We start from the raw sequence: 17,463 nt of genomic DNA, 5'->3' as shown, positions 1-17,463 counted from the left end.
CGTGGAGCAACTGATCGCTGACTTCGTGGCCGGGAAGCTGGCTGCTCCGAAGGCGGATCGGGTGGCGTTGCGGGAGTTGGTGCAGTCGCGTCAGCCGGACCTGGTGGATCGGGCGGGGTGGAAGGCGATCGATACCGCGGAGAAGACCGCGGGCAAGACCGCAGGCCGCCCCCGCGTGAAGTTCGCGTCCAGGGAGGACCTGCTGAACGCCTCGCGCGGCTGAGGCCCGTGCCGCTCCCCGCTAGGCGGGGAGCGGCATGATCCGCACGACCGTGGTGGTCGCCCCGCCGACGACGAACCACAGCCGCAGCACCGGCCCGCCGGACCGATCCCCCGACTCGTAGCGGCTGCGCACCTGGATGTGCTGGCGCGCGAGCACCGGCGCCACGTACTCGATGACGGCGCGATGCGGCGCCGCCACCAGCTTGGGGTACTCGGCGAGGAACTGCTCGACGGCCTGCCAGTAGCAGGCATTGTTCACGTGGTTGTACTGGTCGATATCGGTGGCCCGGAGCGGGAAGGGCAGGTCGGTGTCGGACTCCGGCGGGGTGGCGTCGGTGAGGTACGGGCGCCAGCGCAGCCGGTGCTCGTCGGTGGAGCGGGCCAGGTAGGCGAGGCCCTCGTCGCTGATCCGAGCGGGCATGTTGTTGGACTCGCTGATATTGATCCAGAAGCCCTCGGTCTCGATCAGCCCGCCGTTGCCGCTGGTGAGCCGGACCCGCATATTGGTCCAGCGGGTGGACATGCTGGAGCACCAGCGCAGCAGCTGCACCTCGTCCGGCCACAGCACCGGGCGGATGACGTCGATGACCGTGCGCCGGACGATCCAGTTCGGGTCGGTCCGGTTCAGGAAGGTGCCGTTGAGCTGCTCCCAGGCGATGTCCTGCAGGTAGCGGGCGACGGCGTCGAAGCGCAATCGGTTGTAGGGATCCACATCGCCCGCCCGGACGGGCCACGCCGAATCGAAGCCCGTGCCCTCCTCGGGAAGCGGGGCGAGTGGCTGTTCGACTGACACTGGTGCTCCTCGCGCTGCACGGTGTGCTGCGTGTTCGTGCGGTGCTGTTGTGAGACGACTTTACGGGGCGTAGGTCACACCCTCACGCAGAGTCGGTGCGACGTCCGCCCTGCTGCCGTGCCCGGCGACGAACGATTGCGCCGCCGGGAGCAGCCCGGCGCGGCGCCGCAGAACTTACCACCGTGCCCGCCCGCCGCGGCCCTGGCACGCGAATCAATAGCCCCGATATCCCTGCCCGCTCGACATGGCGACGATGCCGGGCACATTGGAGAGCGACCCGTACCGTTCGATGGCGTAGCGGGACCCGGCGATGATGTTGTCGACCGGGTTCCAGATGTCGTCGTGCCCGGACACCTTGTAGGCGTCGAAGGTGGGGTCGATGGTCTGCATGAGCCCCTTGGACGGGATGCCGGCCGCGGCATTGCTGTCCCACAGGTTGATGGCCTGCGGATTCCCGCCCGACTCCTTGTCGATGATCATGGCGATGACGGCGGCGTCGCTGTCCTTCACGTCGTACCCCTGCGCCCGCAGCACCTCGATCGCCTGCCGGATCCACTCGGCCTTGTCACCGGTCGGCATGGGGCCGGTCGGCATCGAGCCGGTGGCGGCGTACTGCGGGGTGCCGCTCCCCGTGCCCGTGTCCGTGTCCGTGCCGGTGCCGGTGCCGGTGGGTGTTCCGCTGCCGTTCGACGAGGAGTTGCCGCTGCTGTACGAGACCGGGGCCGCCGTGGTGCTCGCCGGTGCGGTGGGGGCGGCCGCCGGGACGTTCAGCGCCGGTTCGCCGAGGCCGTCGTAGGCCGCGCGCAGCGTGCCGGTGGCCTGTTCGACGGCGGTCTGCGCGGTGGTGGCGGTGGACTCCGCGGTGCGCAGCGCCCGGGTCAGGTTCCAGGTGCGCGAGGCGGCCTGCAGCGCCTCCTGGAAGACCAGGCCCTCCACGTCGACCAGGTGCGCCTGGCCGCGCAGGTAGGCGATCCGGGCGGTGGCGTCGACGGTGCCGTCCGGGGCGACGCCGTACGGCCCCAGCGGGGCGGGCTGGTTCAGCGCGTCGTCGCGCAGCGCGAGCACCGTGGCCTTCGCCTCGGCCAGGTTCGTCACCTGCTGGGTGAAGGCCGTGCGCAGCTCCAGCAGCGCGGCGCTCACCGCGGAGCCGCGGGTCTTCTCGGTCTCCACCCGTGCCGTCGCCGCGGTGGCGGTGGCGCCGGACCAGGTGAGCGCGGCGGTGTCGGTGACCGCGGAGCCGAGCGCGGCGTCCAGCTCCGCCTGGATGCGGGCGGCTGCGCTGCCCGCCGCGGTGAGCTGGTCGGGCTGCCAGGCGGCGACGTCGTCGACGGTGAGCGTCATGACGGCAGCCCGATGGTGCCGAGCCGGTGCGCGAACTCCGCCTCGTCGAGGTCGTAGCCGCCCGCGGCGGTGCGCAGATTCTCGGCGACGGTGCTGAGCCGGGCGCCGATCCGCTGCAGTGCGCCGTCCAGCGCGGCCCCCGCGGCCTCGGCGGCCGCCCCGATCCCGGTGCCGGGCAGCGCGTTCACCGCGGGCGCGAACGGCTCGCCCGCCGCCAGCCCGGTGACCGCCCCCGCCTCGGCGCCGAGGCGCTGGGCGAACGTGCGCAGGACGTCCGGATCCACCCGGATCGCCTCGCTCGGATTCCCCGTTGATTCGACCATGAGAACTCCCCCTCCCCGCAAGTCGCGGTCAGCATAGCAAAACGGGATGCTCCGGCCGGGCCGCACGCAGGGCGGATAGGTTGGGCTGGAGGCGGCGTCCCACCCCGGTCGATGCCGCGCGGAGAGAGAGGCAGGCCCATGCGCGCAGCCAGGATCAGCACCCTGGAGGGACCGGATTCGATCGAGATCGCGGAGATCGCGGAACCGGTGGCGTTCCCCGGCGGCGTCGTGATCGACGTGCACGCCGCAGGTATCGCCTTCCCGGATGTGCTGATGTCGCGCGGGCTGTACCAGCTGAAGCCGGAGCTGCCGTTCACCGTCGGCGGCGAGATCTCCGGCATCGTCCGCGCGGCGCCCGATGGCGCGCACGTGCGGGCGGGCGATCGGGTGCTGGCGCTGACCATGCTCGGCAACGCCGTCGCGGAGACCGCGGTGGTGCCCGCCGACACGGTGTTCGCGCTGCCGGACGCGGTCTCGCTGGAGGCGGGGGCCGGGATCCTCTTCAACGACCTCACCGTGCACTTCTGCCTACGCACCCGCGGCAGGCTGGCCGAGGGCGAGACCGTGCTGGTGCACGGCGCGGCCGGTGGCATCGGCACCTCGACGCTGCGGCTGGCGGGCGCGCTCGGCGCCGGCCGGGTGATCGGCGTGGTCAGCACCGAGGAGAAGGCCGAGGTGGCGCGGGCCAACGGCGCCACCGACGTGGTACTCACCGAGAACTGGGCCGCCCGGGTCAAGGAGCTGACCGGCGGCCGCGGCGTCGACATCGTGCTCGACCCGGTCGGCGGCGACCGCTTCACCGACAGCCTGCGCTCGCTGGCCCCCGCGGGCAGGCTGCTCGTGGTCGGCTTCACCGCGGGCGAGATCCCGCAGGTCAAGGTGAACCGGCTGCTGCTGAACAATGTCGAGGTGATCGGCGCGGGCTGGGGCGCGTGGGTGCTGAAGCACCCCGGCTACCTGGCCGAGCAGTGGGCCGAGGTGGAGCCGCTGCTGGCCGACGGCACGATCGCCCCGCCGCAGGTGGTGCCGTACCCGCTGGAGCGCACCGCCGAGGCCGTCGCCTCGCTGGAGCAGCGCAGCGCCACCGGCAAGGTGGTCGTCACCGTTCGCTGACGCCGGTGTCGGCGGGCGCCGGTACGGTGCTCGCCATGACCGCCGCGGGGGACAGGCTCTCGGATCGCACCCTGAATCGCACGCTGCTCGCGCGCCAGCACCTGCTGGCGCGTGCGCCGCTGAGCATCGCCGCGCTCTGCGAGCACCTGATCGGGCTGCAGGCGCAGGACGTCCCGCCGCCCTTCGTCGGCGCGTGGAGCCGGATCGCCCGCTTCGACCGGAGCACGGTGGATCGCGGGCTGGAGGATCGCTCGCTGGTCCGGATCACGCTGATGCGCGGCACCATCCACCTGGTCACCGCCGCCGACGCGCTGCGCATCGCGCCGCACATCCAGCCGGAGCTGGAGAAGGTGCCGTTCCGCAAGGGGTTCAACTTCGGCGCCATGGTCGGGCTCGACCCGGAGGAGGTGCGGGCCCGCGGCGAGGCGGCGATCGGCGCCGAACCGATCTCCTCGGTCGACCTGCGCGCCGCGGCGCTCGCGCACTACCCGGACCGGCGGCCGGGGCACGTCGTGCAGACCTGGCTCTACCAGCTGCCGGTGCTGCAGGTGCCGCCGCGCGGGCGCTGGCGGGACAACAGCAAGCCGGTCTGGGCGCGGATCGAGCCCTGGCTCGGCGCCCCGCTCGACCCCGGCTACCCGCTCGCCGAGCTGCTCGCCCGCTACCTCGCCGCCTTCGGCCCGGCGAGCACCGCGGACATGCAGACCTGGTCCAAGCTGCCCGGCGCCAAGCGGGCCGTCGACTCGCTCGGCGACCGGGTGCGCAAGTACACCGACGAGCGCGGCAAGGTGCTCTACGACCTCGTCGATGCCGAGCTCACCGACCCGGACGTACCCGCGCCGATCCGGCTGCTCGGCTGGTACGACAACGCGACGCTCGCGCACCGGGATCGGAGCCGGATCCTGCCGGAATCGGCGCAGCGGGTCTTCCCGGTGATGGTCTCGCCGGTGCTGGTGGACGGCTTCGTCGCCGGGCACTACAAGATCACCGGGGGTACCGCGCGGATCGTGCCTGCCCGGCCGTGGAGCGCGGCCGAGCGCGCGGAGGTCGAGGCGGAGGCGCACGCCCTGCTCGGCTTCCTGGAGCCGGAGCGGGAGCCCGAGGTGCTGATCCTGGAGCCGGACGCGGACATCCGCGGCTGATTCCGCCGCCGCGGGCCACCCTCACCTGGTGTCGCGGTATGCCGGGGCCTTGCTCGTCCCGGCGGGCGCGAGCGTGCGCAGCAGCGGAAGCGTGCGGCGCGGCACGACGGTGGAGAGCACGATGACGCTGTGCGAGCGCACCACCGACCCGGTCCGGTCGATGCTGAGCAGCACCGCCTGCAGCCCGGCGTGCGAATCGGCGGCGATCCGGCAGAGCACGTCGCCGGAGCCGGTGGTGGCGTAGGCCTCCAGCACGCCGGGGATGGCGGCGAGCTCCTCGGCCACGCTGTCCAGCGCGCCCTGCGCGATCTCCAGCGTGACGAAGGCCTGCACGTCGAACCCGGCGGCGGTGACGTCGACGTGCGGGTCGTAGGAGGCGATCACCCCGGCCTGCTCCATCCGGCCGATCCGCGCCTGCACCGTGGCGCGGGCCACCCTGGTCCGCCGGGAGAGCTCGAGGATGCCTGCTTTCTGGTACTCGTGCATGGCGGCGAGGATGGCCAGATCGAGTTCGTCCAGCCGCGCCTGGCTCTTGGTCATACTGTTCATTCTGCCAAGGAAAATCCGGCATCCGCTGGCCGGATGTACCGGCATGTCCACGACTTTCTCCCGAGCTTGCCCGCCGGTGGCGGCGCGCGGTCTCGTAGGGCGATGACGGTGGAACCGATTCCGAGCGAGCAGGAACTGCGCACCCTCGTCGGGCTGGTCGATCACGACACCGGCGCCGACCCGTTCCCGGTGATCGGCTGGGACGCCCTGGTCTGGATCGTCGGCAACGCCACCCAGGCCGCGCACTTCCTGCGCAGCGCCTTCGGCATGCGCCAGGTGGCCTACTCCGGCCCGGAGACCGGCAACCGCGACCACAGGGCCTTCGTGCTGCGCGCGGGGGCGGCGCGGTTCGTCGTCGCGGGCGCGGTCGACCCGGCCAGCCCGCTGGCCGCGCACCACCGCGAGCACGGCGACGGCATCGCCGATATCGCGCTCGAGGTGCCGGACGTGGACCGCTGCGTGCGTACCGCCCGCGCCCGCGGCGCCACCGTGCTGACCGAGCCGCGGGACGAGACCGACGAATTCGGCACCGTCCGGGTGGCCGCCCTGGCCGCCTACGGCGACACCAGGCACACCCTGATCGACCGCTCCCGCTACGACGGGCCGTACCGCCCCGGCTTCGTCGCGCGCACCGGCGGCCCCATCGGCGCGCCGGTCTTCCTCGCCGTCGACCACGTGGTCGGCAATGTGGAGCTGGGCCGGATGGACCGCTGGGCCGGCTTCTACCGCGACGTCATGGGGTTCACCGATCTGGCCGAGTTCATCGGCGACGACATCGCCACCGAGTACTCGGCGCTGATGAGCAAGGTGGTGGCCAACGGCAACCACCGGGTGAAATTTCCGCTGAACGAGCCGGCGCCCGGCCGCAAGCGCTCGCAGATCGACGAGTTCCTGGAGTTCTACCGCGGGCCGGGCGTGCAGCACGTCGCGCTGGCCACCGCCGACATCATCGGCGCCGTCGACGTGCTGCGGGCGCAGGGCATCGAGTTCCTCGACACCCCGGCCGCCTACTACCGCGACCCCGCGCTGCGGGCGCGGATCGGGCACGTCCGGGTGCCGGTCGCGGAGCTGGAGCGCCGCGGCATCCTGGTCGACCGGGACGAGGACGGCTACCTGCTGCAGATCTTCACCCGCCCGCTCGGCGACCGCCCCACCGTCTTCTTCGAGCTCATCGAGCGGCACGGCTCACTCGGCTTCGGCAAGGGCAACTTCCGGGCGCTCTTCGAGGCGATCGAGCGGGAGCAGGAGGCGAGGGGGAATCTGTGAGCCGGTGCGGCGCCGGGCACTCGGTACAGTTCGAGGCATGCGGATCAAGTGGGCGGCGGTCGCGGTGGCAGCCTCGGCGCTCGTGCTCTCGGGCTGCGGTTCCGGCGACGGCTCCGAGCAGAGCGGCCCCGCCCGGCCGGCGCCGAAGGTCGTCGAGCTCGGGCCGTTCGTCGGCGAGTGCGGCAACGTCACCGATGACGAGATCCGCGACGTCGGCGGAATCGGCCAGGTCACCCGGGTCTTCCGGAACGCGGTCGGCTGCAACTGGCAGGCGGGCGGATTCGGCTCCGCCAGTATCACTTTCGCTTCCTACCGGGGCAGCCCGATCGAGCGCGAGCGGGCCTGGGTGACGGTGAACGGCCGCGCGCCCGAGCAGATCCAGGTGGCGGGCAGGCCCGGCTTCGCCGCGCTCGACCCCGGCGGCTCGATCTGCGACCTGGCCATCCAGCTCGGCGACGACTTCTTCGAGTGGTCCACCAACCTCGGGCCGTTCGTCACCGGCAATCCCTGCGACCGGAGCCGGGCCCTGGCCGAGCTGACGCTCCAGCGGATCCGGTGAGGAGCGGCATGCGAAACCGACTGCGCAGGGGCGGGGCGGCGCTCGCCGCCGCGCTCGCCGTGACCGCCGCGGTGAGCGGCTGCGGCCGGGAGATCCCCGGCACGCCGCTCGGGGTCGGCGAGAGCCAGCCGGTCGACACCAGGCTGGACAAACTGCTCCGCGAGTGCGAGATCCTGAGCCACGAGCAGATCGGCGCGGCGGTCGGCGACGGCGTCGTCGCCGAGGACTCCTTCTTCGGCGCGGTCTGCATGTGGGATCTGATCGGGGCGCCCGGCGGCGACGGCATGGCCACCCTGAACTGGTACGAGAACGGCTCGCTCGGCAACGAGAAGCAGACCAACAACAAGCTCGGGTACGAGACGACGAACGTCACCGTCGACAGCGCGCTCGTGCTGCAGATCCGCAGGCCGAACGATCCGGACTCGTGTGGCATGGTGGCGAGTGCGCCGGACAACGGTGTGATCGGCTGGTGGCTCAACTATCGGGCGAATTCCAGCCACCCCGACCCGTGCGAGTCGGTCCGCAAACTCATGGCCCTGACCCTCAACCTGGCCCGCTGACCACCCCGTTTTGACCCTTTCTCGAGGTCACGGGTATCGTGGACGGCTGTGCCCGGAACGTAGCGGGCAGGTTCGTGTGCAGACGTAGGCCAGCGAGAGCGGCCGACCCCCTCAGGTGTGCCTGGAAACCGGGGTTCCGTACCGCGCGCGACACGCCCGACCTCGGGACGCGAGAAATGGGGTCGGACGTGCAGCTGAGCCATGAAGTTCCCGTACCGCGATAACAACTGAGGAAAGCCGGTCTATGCCAACCATCAACCAGCTGGTCCGCAAGGGTCGCCGTGACAAGGTCGCCAAGACCAAGACCGCGGCGCTCAAGGGCAGCCCGCAGCGCCGTGGCGTGTGCACGCGTGTGTACACCACGACCCCCAAGAAGCCGAACTCCGCGCTCCGCAAGGTTGCGCGTGTTCGCCTGACCAGCGCGATCGAGGTCACGGCGTACATCCCCGGTGAGGGCCACAACCTGCAGGAGCACTCGATGGTGCTCGTCCGCGGCGGCCGGGTGAAGGATCTGCCCGGTGTGCGCTACAAGATCATCCGTGGCTCGCTCGACACCCAGGGCGTGAAGAACCGCAAGCAGGCCCGCAGCCGCTACGGCGCCAAGAAGGAGAAGAGCTGATATGCCGCGCAAGGGTCCCGCTCCCAAGCGTCCGTTGATCAACGACCCGGTCTACGGGTCGCCGCTGGTCACGCAGCTGGTCAACAAGATCCTGCTGGACGGTAAGAAGTCCACCGCCGAGCGCATCGTGTACGGCGCGCTGGAGCAGGCGCGCGAGAAGACCGGCACCGATCCGGTCGTCACCCTCAAGCGCGCGCTGGACAACGTCAAGCCCGCCCTCGAGGTGAAGCCGCGTCGCGTCGGTGGCGCCACCTACCAGGTGCCGATCGAGGTCCGCCCGGGCCGCTCCAACACCCTGGCGCTGCGCTGGCTGGTCAACTACTCGCGGGCGCGCCGGGAGAAGACCATGGTCGAGCGGCTGGCCAACGAGCTGCTCGACGCCAGCAACGGCCTCGGCGCCTCGGTCAAGCGGCGCGAGGACACGCACAAGATGGCCGAGTCCAACCGGGCCTTCGCGCACTACCGCTGGTGATTTCCGCCCGGCCCGTCATCGCTGTCGGGGCCAGGCAGGCTCACGGTCGTGAACCGGGCATTCCGATGCCCGTTCCGGCGTTGACAACCGAAGACTCAACCCAGAGAGCAGAGCGGGGAAGATTTCCGTGGCACAGGACGTGCTCACCGACCTGAACAAGGTCCGCAACATCGGCATCATGGCCCACATCGATGCCGGTAAGACCACCACTACCGAACGCATCCTCTTCTACACCGGCATCACCTACAAGATCGGTGAGGTCCACGACGGCGCGGCCACGATGGACTGGATGGAGCAGGAGCAGGAGCGTGGTATCACCATCACCTCCGCCGCGACCACGTGCTTCTGGAAAGACAACCAGATCAACATCATCGACACCCCCGGGCACGTCGACTTCACCGTCGAGGTGGAGCGGTCGCTGCGGGTGCTCGATGGCGCCGTGGCCGTGTTCGACGGCAAGGAGGGCGTCGAGCCCCAGTCCGAGCAGGTGTGGCGTCAGGCCGACAAGTACGACGTGCCGCGGATCTGCTTCGTCAACAAGATGGACAAGCTCGGTGCGGATTTCTACTTCACCGTGCGCACCATCCAGGAGCGCCTCGGCGCCAAGCCGCTGGTGCTCCAGCTGCCGATCGGCGCCGAGGACACCTTCGAGGGCATCGTCGACCTGGTCGAGAACAACGCCAAGGTCTGGCGCGGCGAGACCAAGCTCGGCGAGGAGTACGAGGTCGTCGAGATCCCGGACGAGCTGAAGGAGCGCGCCGAGGAGTACCGCACCGCGCTGCTGGAGACCGTCGCCGAGTCCGACGAGGCGCTGCTGGAGAAGTTCTTCGGCGGCGAGGAGCTCTCCATCGAGGAGATCAAGGGCGCCATCCGCAAGCTGACGGTGGCCTCCGAGCTCTACCCGGTGCTCTGCGGCTCCGCCTTCAAGAACAAGGGCGTGCAGCCGATGCTGGACGCGGTCATCGACTACCTCCCCTCGCCGCTGGACGTGGAGAACACCACGGGCCACGTTCCCGGCAAGGAAGAGGAGCTGCTGACCCGCAAGCCGGACGCCTCCGAGCCGTTCGCGGCGCTGGCGTTCAAGATCGCGGTGCACCCCTTCTTCGGCAAGCTGACCTACGTCCGGGTGTACTCGGGCAAGGTCGACTCCGGCGCCCAGGTGATCAACTCCACCAAGGGCAAGAAGGAGCGGCTCGGCAAGCTGTTCCAGATGCACTCCAACAAGGAGAATCCGGTCGGCGCGGCCTCCGCGGGGCACATCTACGCGGTCATCGGCCTGAAGGACACCACCACCGGTGACACCCTCGCGGATCCGCAGAACCAGATCGTGCTGGAGTCCATGACCTTCCCGGACCCGGTCATCGAGGTCTCGATCGAGCCCAAGACCAAGTCCGACCAGGAGAAGCTGGGCACCGCGATCCAGCGGCTCTCGGAAGAGGACCCGACCTTCTCGGTCAAGCTGGACCAGGAGACCGGCCAGACCGTCATCGGCGGCATGGGCGAGCTGCACCTGGACATCCTGGTCGACCGGATGCGCCGCGAGTTCAAGGTCGAGGCGAACGTCGGCAAGCCGCAGGTGGCCTACCGCGAGACCCTCACCAAGACGGTCGAGAAGCTCGAGTACACGCACAAGAAGCAGACCGGTGGCTCCGGCCAGTTCGCGAAGGTCATCATCGCCCTCGAGCCGTTCGTCGGCGAGGACGGTGCGACCTACGAGTTCGAGAACAAGGTCACCGGTGGCCGCGTGCCGCGCGAGTACATCCCCTCGGTCGACGCCGGTATCCAGGACGCCATGCAGTACGGCGTGCTGGCCGGGTACCCGCTGGTCAACATCAAGGCGAAGCTGCTCGACGGCGCCTACCACGACGTCGACTCCTCGGAGATGGCGTTCAAGATCGCCGGCGCGCAGGCCCTGAAGGAAGCGGCCCGCAAGGCCGGTCCGGTCATCCTCGAGCCGCTGATGGCCGTCGAGGTGATCACGCCCGAGGACTACATGGGCGATGTGATCGGCGACCTGAACTCCCGCCGTGGCCAGATCCAGGCCATGGAGGAACGCAGTGGTGCCCGTGTCGTCAAGGCGCTGGTTCCGCTCTCGGAGATGTTCGGCTACATCGGTGACCTGCGGTCGAAGACCCAGGGCCGGGCGAACTACTCCATGGTGTTCGATTCGTACGCGGAGGTTCCGGCCAACGTGTCGAAGGAGATCATCGCCAAGGCGACCGGCGAGTAAATCGCTCCCGGGCGTATTCAATACCCTTTCCCCGTGTAAGTGCGGGGGAGACCACCGCACTGCTGCAACTGCACGCACCAAGACAGTCCAGGAGGACACAAAGTGGCGAAGGCGAAGTTCGAGCGGACGAAGCCGCACGTCAACATCGGCACCATCGGTCACGTCGACCACGGCAAGACCACGCTGACCGCGGCGATCACCAAGGTGCTGGCCGACAAGTACCCGGATCTGAACGCGGCCTTCGCGTTCGACCAGATCGACAAGGCGCCGGAGGAGAAGGCTCGTGGTATCACGATCAACATCTCCCACGTCGAGTACCAGACGGAGAAGCGGCACTACGCCCACGTCGACGCCCCCGGCCACGCCGACTACATCAAGAACATGATCACCGGTGCGGCGCAGATGGACGGCGCCATCCTGGTCGTGGCGGCCACCGACGGCCCGATGCCGCAGACCCGCGAGCACGTGCTGCTCGCCCGCCAGGTCGGCGTGCCCTACATCCTGGTCGCGCTGAACAAGTCCGACATGGTCGACGACGAGGAGATCCTCGAGCTCGTCGAGATGGAGGTCCGCGAGCTGCTGGCCGCGCAGGAGTTCGACGAGGACGCCCCCGTCGTTCGCGTCTCCGGCCTGAAGGCGCTCGAGGGTGACGAGAAGTGGGTCGCCTCCGTCGTCGAGCTCATGGACGCGGTCGACGAGTCCATCCCGGACCCGGTGCGCGAGACCGAGAAGCCGTTCCTGATGCCGATCGAGGACGTCTTCACGATCACCGGTCGTGGCACCGTCGTCACCGGTCGCGTCGAGCGCGGCATCGTGAACGTGAACGAAGAGGTCGAGATCGTCGGGATCAAGGAGAAGACGACCAAGACCACGATCACCGGCATCGAGATGTTCCGCAAGCTGCTCGACCAGGGCCAGGCCGGCGACAACGTCGGTCTGCTGGTCCGCGGCATCAAGCGCGAGGACGTCGAGCGCGGCCAGGTCGTCGTCAAGCCGGGCACCACGACCCCGCACACCGAGTTCGAGGGCCAGGCGTACATCCTGTCGAAGGACGAGGGCGGCCGCCACACCCCGTTCTTCAACAACTACCGCCCGCAGTTCTACTTCCGCACCACCGACGTGACCGGTGTCGTCACCCTCCCCGAGGGCACCGAGATGGTCATGCCGGGCGACAACACGGAGATGCTGGTCAAGCTGATCCAGCCGATCGCCATGGAAGAGGGCCTGCGCTTCGCGATCCGTGAGGGTGGCCGCACCGTCGGTGCCGGTCGCGTGATCAAGATCCTGAAGTGATGTCCTGACATCACGGTTCGCCACGGCGTCGCCCCTGCGGGGGCGGCGCCGTTCGGCGTTTCGGGGGCGAACGACGGTGCTGACGACCAACCAAGCACTTGCTAGGGTGATAGCTACCTCGTTCCAGGTATGATAACGGCATTCTCGAGAATGGAGAACGCGATGACCGCACCGATCGTGATCGTCGGCGCAGGCCTTGCCGGGCTGCGAACCGCAGAGGAGCTGCGGCGGGCCGGGTACGAGGGCGGCCTCGTCCTGGTCGGCGACGAGGACCGGCCGCCGTACGACCGCCCGCCGCTGTCCAAGCAGTTCGTGCGCGGCGAGGTCGAGGACACGGCGCTGCGGCCGCCCGAGTTCTTCGCCGAGCAGCAGATCGAGCTGCGGCTCGGGGTGGCGGCGGCGGGCATCGACATCGCGCACCGCAGGCTGCTGCTCGCCGACGGCAGTGAACTGGAGTACGCGCACCTGGTGATCGCGACCGGGCTGCGCCCGCGGCGGCTCACCGGGCTGCCCGAGCTGGCCGGGATCCATGTGCTCCGCTCCCACGACGATGCCGCCGGGCTGCGTGCCGCGGTCGGCTCGGCGCGCAGCGCGCTGGTGATCGGGGCCGGGTTCATCGGCTGCGAGGTGGCGGCCTCGTTCCGGGCCGAGGGGCTGGACGTGGTGCTGGTGGAGCCGCAGGCCGCGCCGCTGGCAGGCGTGCTCGGCGAGCAGGTCGGCGAGCGGGTTGCCGAGATGCACCGGGCCAAGGGTGTGGACGTGCGCTGCGGGCTCGGCGTCTCGCTGCTGCACGCCGACGAGAACGGGGCGGTGCGCGGGGCCGAGCTCAGCGACGGCAGCGAGGTGGCGGCCGATCTGGTGGTGTTCGGCGTCGGCTCGCGGCCGGAGGTGGAGTGGCTGGCCGAGTCCGGGGTCGAGCTGGCGCCCGCCGGGGCCGGTGGCGGCGTCCTCGCCGACGAGAACGGCCGCACCTCCGCGGCCGGGGTCTGGGCGGCGGGCGATGTGGCGGCCTGGCGCACCCCGGCCGGTGCGCACCGGCGGATGGAGCACTGGACCAGCGCGGGTGAGCAGGCGCGGGTGGTCGCGCTGCACATCCTCGCCGAGCTGGTGCCCGGCACCGAGGTGCCCGCCGTGCCCGCGCAGGTGCCGTACTTCTGGAGTGACCAGTACGAGCTCAAGCTGCAGGCGCTCGGCAAGCCGAGCCCGGCCGACGACCTGCACGTGGAGCCGGGTAACGGGCACGCCTTCATCGCCTACTACTCGCGGGACGGGATTCTCACCGCGGTGGTCGGCGCAGGCATGGCCGGGAAGGTGATGAAGGCGCGGGGCAAGATCGCCGCGGGCGCGCGGGTCGCGGACGTGCTCGCGCCCGCCTGAGCCGGGATTCGCGTCGCCGGTGCGGGCGCGCGCCACCTGCTGCGGCTGCGGCGGGCCTGGATCGGTCGCGCTCGGCCAGGGGCGGGGGTGTCCCGGCTCTGTAATACGGTGAGCGGTGTGATCGTGGCGCTCATCGATTCGGGGCTCGGCCTGCTGCCGACGGCGGCGTGGCTGCGCAAACTGCGCCCGGACGTGGACCTGCTGCTCCAGCTCGACCCGGACGGCGCGCCGTGGGGGCCGAAGCCGGAGGCGTGGACGGTGCAGCGGGTGCTCGACACCGCAGCGGATTCGCTGCGGCTCGGCGCCGAGGTGATCGTGCTGCCGTGCAACACCGCGAGCGTGACCGCGCTGGCGCAGCTGCGCGCCATGGTGGGGCCGGAGGTGCCGGTGGTCGGCACCGTGCCCGCCATCAAGCCCGCCGCGGCGGAGTGCCGCTCGGTGGCGGTCTGGGCGACCGCGGCCACCACCGCCAGCCGGTACCAGGCGGATCTCATCGCCCGCTTCGGCGGCGCGGCGGAGGTGGTCGGGATCGCCTGTCACGGCCTCGCCGACTCCATCGACCGCGGCGAGCTGGCGGCGGCGCGCCGGGCCATCGCCTCCGCCGCCGAGCGCACGCCCGACGGGGTCGAGGGTGTCGTGCTCGGCTGCACGCACTACCCGCTCATGGCCGACGAGATCCTGGCCGCGTTGCCCGCCGGGGTCCGGCTCTTCGACAGTGCGCCCGCGGTGGCCGCGCAGACGGTGCGGCGGATGGAAGAGCTGGGGCGGCCCAGCACCGGAAACGGCACCATCCTGGTGCGCACCAGCGGGCGCCCCGGCCCGCTGCCGCCGAGCGCGGGGGCGTTCGAGTCGGGGCGGCTGCTCGGGGTCGGGCTGTCGTGAACTCGCGCTCCGGCGCCGGGCGCGCGCCCGAGCGGCGCGCGGGCCGAGCGAGTGACTCCGGCGGCAGCGCGGAACCGGGCTCGACCGGCGGGACGGAACAGAGCCGGCGACCTGGCCCGGCCGCCCGCAGCGCGTCGGCCGATGCGCTGCGGGCGGCGCTGGCGGCGCACGCCGACCCTGTCGACGCCGCCGGCCTGCGCCGCTTCTTCAAGACCGGGCCGGGGGAGTACGGCGAGGGCGACGTCTTCATCGGGGTCAGGGTGCCCGCTGTCCGGAAGGTGGCCAAGACCTTCGCCGAGCTGCCGCTGGATCAGGTCGAGGAGCTGCTGGCGAGCCCGGTGCACGAGGAGCGGCTGGCCGCGCTCTTCATCCTGAACCGCCGCTCCGAACTCGCCGCCCGCCCGCGCACCCGCGACGAGGCCACCCAGCGCGCGATCGTCGAGCTGTACCTGGTCGCGGTGCGCGGCGGCCGGGTGAACAACTGGGATCTGGTCGACGCCTCCGCCGAGTACATCGTCGGCCGCTGGCTGCTCGACCGCCCGCGTGACCTGCTCGTCGAGCTCGCCGCCGCCGATTCGCTCTGGGAGCGCCGGGTCGCCCTGCTCAGCACCTTCGCCTTCATCAAGGCCGGTGACCCCACCACCACGCTGGAGCTGGTCGAGCGGCTGCTGCCGGACCGCCGCGACCTGCTGCAGAAGGCATCGGGGTGGATGCTGCGCGAGGTCGGTAAGCGGGTGGACCGCGCCGTGCTCACCGGCTTCCTCGACCAGCACGGGGCGGCCATGGGTCGCACCGCGCTGAGCTATGCCACCGAGCATCTCGACCCGGCCGAGCGCGCCCGCTACCGCGCCCTGCGCTGAGCGCTCAGAACTGGATGCGCAACCGGTCGGTGATCGGCCGCGCCTGGCAGCCGAGGATGTACCCGTTCTCGATGTCCTCGGGGTCGAGGATCTCGGCATTGTCCATCTCGACCTTGCCCTCCAGCACGGTGCAGGCGCAGGAGCCGCACTCGCCCTCCTGGCAGGAGTAGGGCACGTCGATGCCCTTGTCGAGCATGATGTCGACCAGCGTCTGCTTGCGCGGCCAGCGCAGCTCGTGCGTCTCGCCGTCCAGCTCCACCTCGACGGTCGCGGCGTCGGCGGCGTCGGCAGCGCTCACCTCGGCGGCGACGTGCTCGGCGAACGGGTCGCCCGCCAGCGAGTTGAAGACCTCGGCGTGGGTGCGGTCGCGCGGGACGCCGAGCGTGCCGAGCGCGTCGTGCACCCGGTCCATGAACGCCTTCGGGCCGCACAGGAAGGCGTGGTGCTCGGTGTAGGGGGCGACCAGCCCGGCCAGCTGCTCGGTGCTCGGCAGCCCCTGCAGGCTCTCCAGCCAGTGCAGCACGGTGAGCCTGCCGGGGTGGCGCTGGGCCAGCTCGCGCAGCTCGTCGGCGAAGATCACCGAGGCGGCATCGCGGTTGGCATAGACCAGCACGATCCGGCCGGAGCCCTGGTCCAGCGCGGACTTGAGGATGGACATGACCGGCGTGATGCCGCTGCCCGCGCCGAAGAGCAGCAGGTCGGCGCCGAGATCCTTCGGGGTGAAGACGCCGGAGGGCGGGAGCACCTCGAGTTCGTCGCCCGCCTTGACGTTGTCGCAGACCCAGTTGGAGCCGTAGCCGCCGTCGGTGCGCTTGACCGTCACCTTGGGCGCGTCGTCGGTATGCGGCGAGCTGGCCAGGGAGTAGCAGCGCGCCACCGAGCCGGTGCGGTCGCTGGGGATGCGCAGGGTCAGGAACTGGCCCGGCTTGTACTGGAACCGCTCGCGCAACTCGTCGGGCACCTCGAAGACGAGCGAACAGGCGTCGGCCGTCTCCGCGACGACCGCGGCGACGCGCAGCACGGCCGAACGCGAACCATGGGGGACCTCGACGGTGGTCATGTCGTCCTTTCCGGACCCGGCGGCACCGGGAGCGACGCGAGAACTAGAACGTGTTTCAGTTTTATCCTACGTCGGCGCGCGGCCGGCGGACAAGCTGGGCCTCCAGCCCGGCCACGAGCACCTCCATGCCGAAGTCGTAGGAGTAGCGGCCGCGCAGGTCCGCCATATATCGGCTGGCCCGCGCCACCGGCTCCGGCAGGGTGACGTCCGGGGGCGAGTAGCGGTCGCGCGGATTCACCCTGCTGCGGCCGAAGAGATAGGTGTGGATGGTGGCGTAGGCGGCGAGCACGTTGCGGTCGTCGAAGCCCGCGTCGACCAGGATCTCCATGATGGCGGTGATCAGGTCGAGCTGTTTGCCGAGCATCTGTTCGAGCAGGATGTCGCCGAGCCCGGGGTGTTTGCGCAGCTTCTCGTCGATCTGGTCGATCAGGTCGCGCAGCCGCAGCTGCCACGGCCCGGAATCCGGCGGTGGCGTGCGGAGTCCGGTGAGCGCGGCGGTGGCGACCAGGTCGAGCAGCTCGCGCTTGTCGGCCACGTAGTAGTAGGGGGCCATCGGCGAGACGCCGAGTTCGCGGGAGAGTCGCCGCATGGAGAGCTTCTCCACGCCGTCCTGGCGGACCACCCGCAGCGCGGCCTCGACGATCTCGGCCTCCGAGAGCGAGTTGCCCGCCCCGCCGGCCTGCGTGCGTCCGACTCCCATGCCACCTCTACCGCCGCGGGTGTGTGCCACCCGTCACTCGCCGTTCACCTGCGTTCCCCCACGGAGTCTAGAACCCGCGCGGGCGGGCCGGTTCCGCGCGCG

At 70.8% G+C, this 17,463-nt stretch carries 18 protein-coding genes and 1 pseudogene; 13 read left to right on the top strand and 6 right to left on the bottom strand.

Going from position 1 to position 17,463, the window contains the following annotated elements; all coding sequences use genetic code 11:
- Nucleotides 1-223, top strand: a pseudogene (locus tag ACFO0B_RS11625) (ferredoxin); the annotation flags it as partial.
- An 18-nt stretch (nt 224-241) separates the two neighbouring features.
- Here ACFO0B_RS11625 and ACFO0B_RS11620 read toward each other — a convergent pair.
- From ACFO0B_RS11620 to ACFO0B_RS11610, 3 genes are all read right to left on the bottom strand, one after another.
- On the bottom strand, nt 242-1,015 hold the full coding sequence (locus tag ACFO0B_RS11620) for an acyl-[acyl-carrier-protein] thioesterase (RefSeq protein ID WP_233020649.1): 774 nt from the start codon (nt 1,013-1,015) through the stop codon (nt 242-244).
- Nucleotides 1,016-1,228: 213 nt separating this feature from the next.
- The gene (locus ACFO0B_RS11615) at nt 1,229-2,356 is read right to left on the bottom strand and encodes a transglycosylase SLT domain-containing protein (RefSeq protein WP_378612406.1); all 1,128 of its coding nucleotides are present in this window, start codon (nt 2,354-2,356) and stop codon (nt 1,229-1,231) included.
- Nucleotides 2,353-2,679, bottom strand: coding sequence for a type VII secretion target (locus ACFO0B_RS11610; RefSeq protein WP_378612405.1), 327 nt, complete (start codon nt 2,677-2,679; stop codon nt 2,353-2,355). The genes ACFO0B_RS11615 and ACFO0B_RS11610 overlap by 4 nt, the downstream gene beginning before the upstream one ends.
- A 138-nt stretch (nt 2,680-2,817) precedes the next feature.
- Here ACFO0B_RS11610 and ACFO0B_RS11605 point away from each other — a divergent pair, with 138 nt between their 5' ends.
- Together ACFO0B_RS11605 and ACFO0B_RS11600 are read left to right on the top strand one after the other, a co-directional pair.
- On the top strand, nt 2,818-3,792 hold the full coding sequence (locus ACFO0B_RS11605) for an NADPH:quinone oxidoreductase family protein (protein ID WP_378612404.1): 975 nt from the start codon (nt 2,818-2,820) through the stop codon (nt 3,790-3,792).
- A 35-nt stretch (nt 3,793-3,827) separates the two neighbouring features.
- Nucleotides 3,828-4,934, top strand: a complete 1,107-nt coding sequence (locus ACFO0B_RS11600; RefSeq protein ID WP_378612403.1) for a winged helix DNA-binding domain-containing protein — start codon at nt 3,828-3,830, stop codon at nt 4,932-4,934.
- Between the two features lie 21 nt (nt 4,935-4,955).
- Here ACFO0B_RS11600 and ACFO0B_RS11595 read toward each other — a convergent pair whose 3' ends face one another.
- On the bottom strand, nt 4,956-5,474 hold the full coding sequence (locus tag ACFO0B_RS11595; RefSeq protein ID WP_378612402.1) for an Lrp/AsnC family transcriptional regulator: 519 nt from the start codon (nt 5,472-5,474) through the stop codon (nt 4,956-4,958).
- A 111-nt stretch (nt 5,475-5,585) separates the two neighbouring features.
- Here ACFO0B_RS11595 and hppD point away from each other — a divergent pair, with 111 nt between their 5' ends.
- The 10 genes from hppD to ACFO0B_RS11545 all read left to right on the top strand — a co-directional run bounded on the left by hppD (nt 5,586) and on the right by ACFO0B_RS11545 (nt 15,601).
- Entirely contained in the window at nt 5,586-6,749 is a 1,164-nt protein-coding gene (gene hppD, locus ACFO0B_RS11590; RefSeq protein ID WP_378612401.1) for a 4-hydroxyphenylpyruvate dioxygenase, read from the top strand.
- Nucleotides 6,750-6,786: 37 nt separating this feature from the next.
- Nucleotides 6,787-7,308, top strand: a complete 522-nt coding sequence (locus ACFO0B_RS11585; protein WP_378612400.1) for a DUF3558 domain-containing protein — start codon at nt 6,787-6,789, stop codon at nt 7,306-7,308.
- Between the two features lie 8 nt (nt 7,309-7,316).
- Nucleotides 7,317-7,868: a DUF3558 domain-containing protein gene (locus ACFO0B_RS11580; protein WP_378612399.1), complete on the top strand. Its 552-nt coding sequence runs from the start codon at nt 7,317-7,319 to the stop codon at nt 7,866-7,868.
- Between the two features lie 244 nt (nt 7,869-8,112).
- Complete coding sequence (rpsL, locus tag ACFO0B_RS11575; RefSeq protein ID WP_067653430.1) at nt 8,113-8,487, top strand: 30S ribosomal protein S12; 375 nt, start codon at nt 8,113-8,115, stop codon at nt 8,485-8,487.
- Between the two features lies 1 nt (nt 8,488).
- On the top strand, nt 8,489-8,959 hold the full coding sequence (rpsG, locus tag ACFO0B_RS11570) for a 30S ribosomal protein S7 (protein ID WP_378612398.1): 471 nt from the start codon (nt 8,489-8,491) through the stop codon (nt 8,957-8,959).
- A 127-nt stretch (nt 8,960-9,086) separates the two neighbouring features.
- Entirely contained in the window at nt 9,087-11,189 is a 2,103-nt protein-coding gene (gene fusA / locus ACFO0B_RS11565; RefSeq protein WP_378612397.1) for an elongation factor G, read from the top strand.
- Between the two features lie 102 nt (nt 11,190-11,291).
- Entirely contained in the window at nt 11,292-12,482 is a 1,191-nt protein-coding gene (gene tuf, locus ACFO0B_RS11560) for an elongation factor Tu (protein ID WP_378612396.1), read from the top strand.
- A 162-nt stretch (nt 12,483-12,644) separates the two neighbouring features.
- Nucleotides 12,645-13,859, top strand: a complete 1,215-nt coding sequence (locus tag ACFO0B_RS11555; protein ID WP_378612395.1) for an NAD(P)/FAD-dependent oxidoreductase — start codon at nt 12,645-12,647, stop codon at nt 13,857-13,859.
- Between the two features lie 117 nt (nt 13,860-13,976).
- Nucleotides 13,977-14,741 carry a glutamate racemase gene (locus ACFO0B_RS11550; protein WP_378612408.1) on the top strand — a complete coding sequence of 255 codons (765 nt, stop codon included), beginning with the start codon at nt 13,977-13,979 and terminating at the stop codon, nt 14,739-14,741.
- Between the two features lie 146 nt (nt 14,742-14,887).
- Entirely contained in the window at nt 14,888-15,601 is a 714-nt protein-coding gene (locus ACFO0B_RS11545; RefSeq protein WP_378612407.1) for a DNA alkylation repair protein, read from the top strand.
- Between the two features lie 4 nt (nt 15,602-15,605).
- Here the strand turns inward: ACFO0B_RS11545 and ACFO0B_RS11540 are convergent, their stop codons facing one another.
- Both ACFO0B_RS11540 and mftR2 read right to left on the bottom strand, forming a co-directional pair.
- Entirely contained in the window at nt 15,606-16,661 is a 1,056-nt protein-coding gene (locus ACFO0B_RS11540; protein WP_378612394.1) for a 2Fe-2S iron-sulfur cluster-binding protein, read from the bottom strand.
- A gap of 61 nt (nt 16,662-16,722) precedes the next feature.
- The gene (gene mftR2 / locus ACFO0B_RS11535) at nt 16,723-17,361 is read right to left on the bottom strand and encodes a mycofactocin system transcriptional regulator MftR2 (RefSeq protein ID WP_378612393.1); all 639 of its coding nucleotides are present in this window, start codon (nt 17,359-17,361) and stop codon (nt 16,723-16,725) included.
- Nucleotides 17,362-17,463: the final 102 nt, after the last annotated feature.

This window comes from Nocardia jiangsuensis, from assembly GCF_042650385.1.
GTDB classification, from domain to species: domain Bacteria; phylum Actinomycetota; class Actinomycetes; order Mycobacteriales; family Mycobacteriaceae; genus Nocardia; species Nocardia jiangsuensis.
This window is presented reverse-complemented; position numbering and strand designations above follow the sequence as displayed.

Bases quoted from the DNA above. Each gene is read 5' to 3' on its own strand.
- ACFO0B_RS11540 (WP_378612394.1), bottom strand. From the start codon at position 16,661: ATGACCACCGTCGAGGTCCCCCATGGTTCGCGTTCGGCCGTGCTGCGC.
- rpsL (WP_067653430.1), top strand. From the start codon at position 8,113: ATGCCAACCATCAACCAGCTGGTCCGCAAGGGTCGCCGTGACAAGGTC.
- ACFO0B_RS11585 (WP_378612400.1), top strand. From the start codon at position 6,787: ATGCGGATCAAGTGGGCGGCGGTCGCGGTGGCAGCCTCGGCGCTCGTG.
- ACFO0B_RS11610 (WP_378612405.1), bottom strand. From the start codon at position 2,679: ATGGTCGAATCAACGGGGAATCCGAGCGAGGCGATCCGGGTGGATCCG.
- ACFO0B_RS11580 (WP_378612399.1), top strand. From the start codon at position 7,317: ATGCGAAACCGACTGCGCAGGGGCGGGGCGGCGCTCGCCGCCGCGCTC.
- mftR2 (WP_378612393.1), bottom strand. From the start codon at position 17,361: ATGGGAGTCGGACGCACGCAGGCCGGCGGGGCGGGCAACTCGCTCTCG.
- ACFO0B_RS11615 (WP_378612406.1), bottom strand. From the start codon at position 2,356: ATGACGCTCACCGTCGACGACGTCGCCGCCTGGCAGCCCGACCAGCTC.
- hppD (WP_378612401.1), top strand. From the start codon at position 5,586: ATGACGGTGGAACCGATTCCGAGCGAGCAGGAACTGCGCACCCTCGTC.
- ACFO0B_RS11605 (WP_378612404.1), top strand. From the start codon at position 2,818: ATGCGCGCAGCCAGGATCAGCACCCTGGAGGGACCGGATTCGATCGAG.
- ACFO0B_RS11595 (WP_378612402.1), bottom strand. From the start codon at position 5,474: ATGACCAAGAGCCAGGCGCGGCTGGACGAACTCGATCTGGCCATCCTC.
- ACFO0B_RS11555 (WP_378612395.1), top strand. From the start codon at position 12,645: ATGACCGCACCGATCGTGATCGTCGGCGCAGGCCTTGCCGGGCTGCGA.
- ACFO0B_RS11600 (WP_378612403.1), top strand. From the start codon at position 3,828: ATGACCGCCGCGGGGGACAGGCTCTCGGATCGCACCCTGAATCGCACG.
- rpsG (WP_378612398.1), top strand. From the start codon at position 8,489: ATGCCGCGCAAGGGTCCCGCTCCCAAGCGTCCGTTGATCAACGACCCG.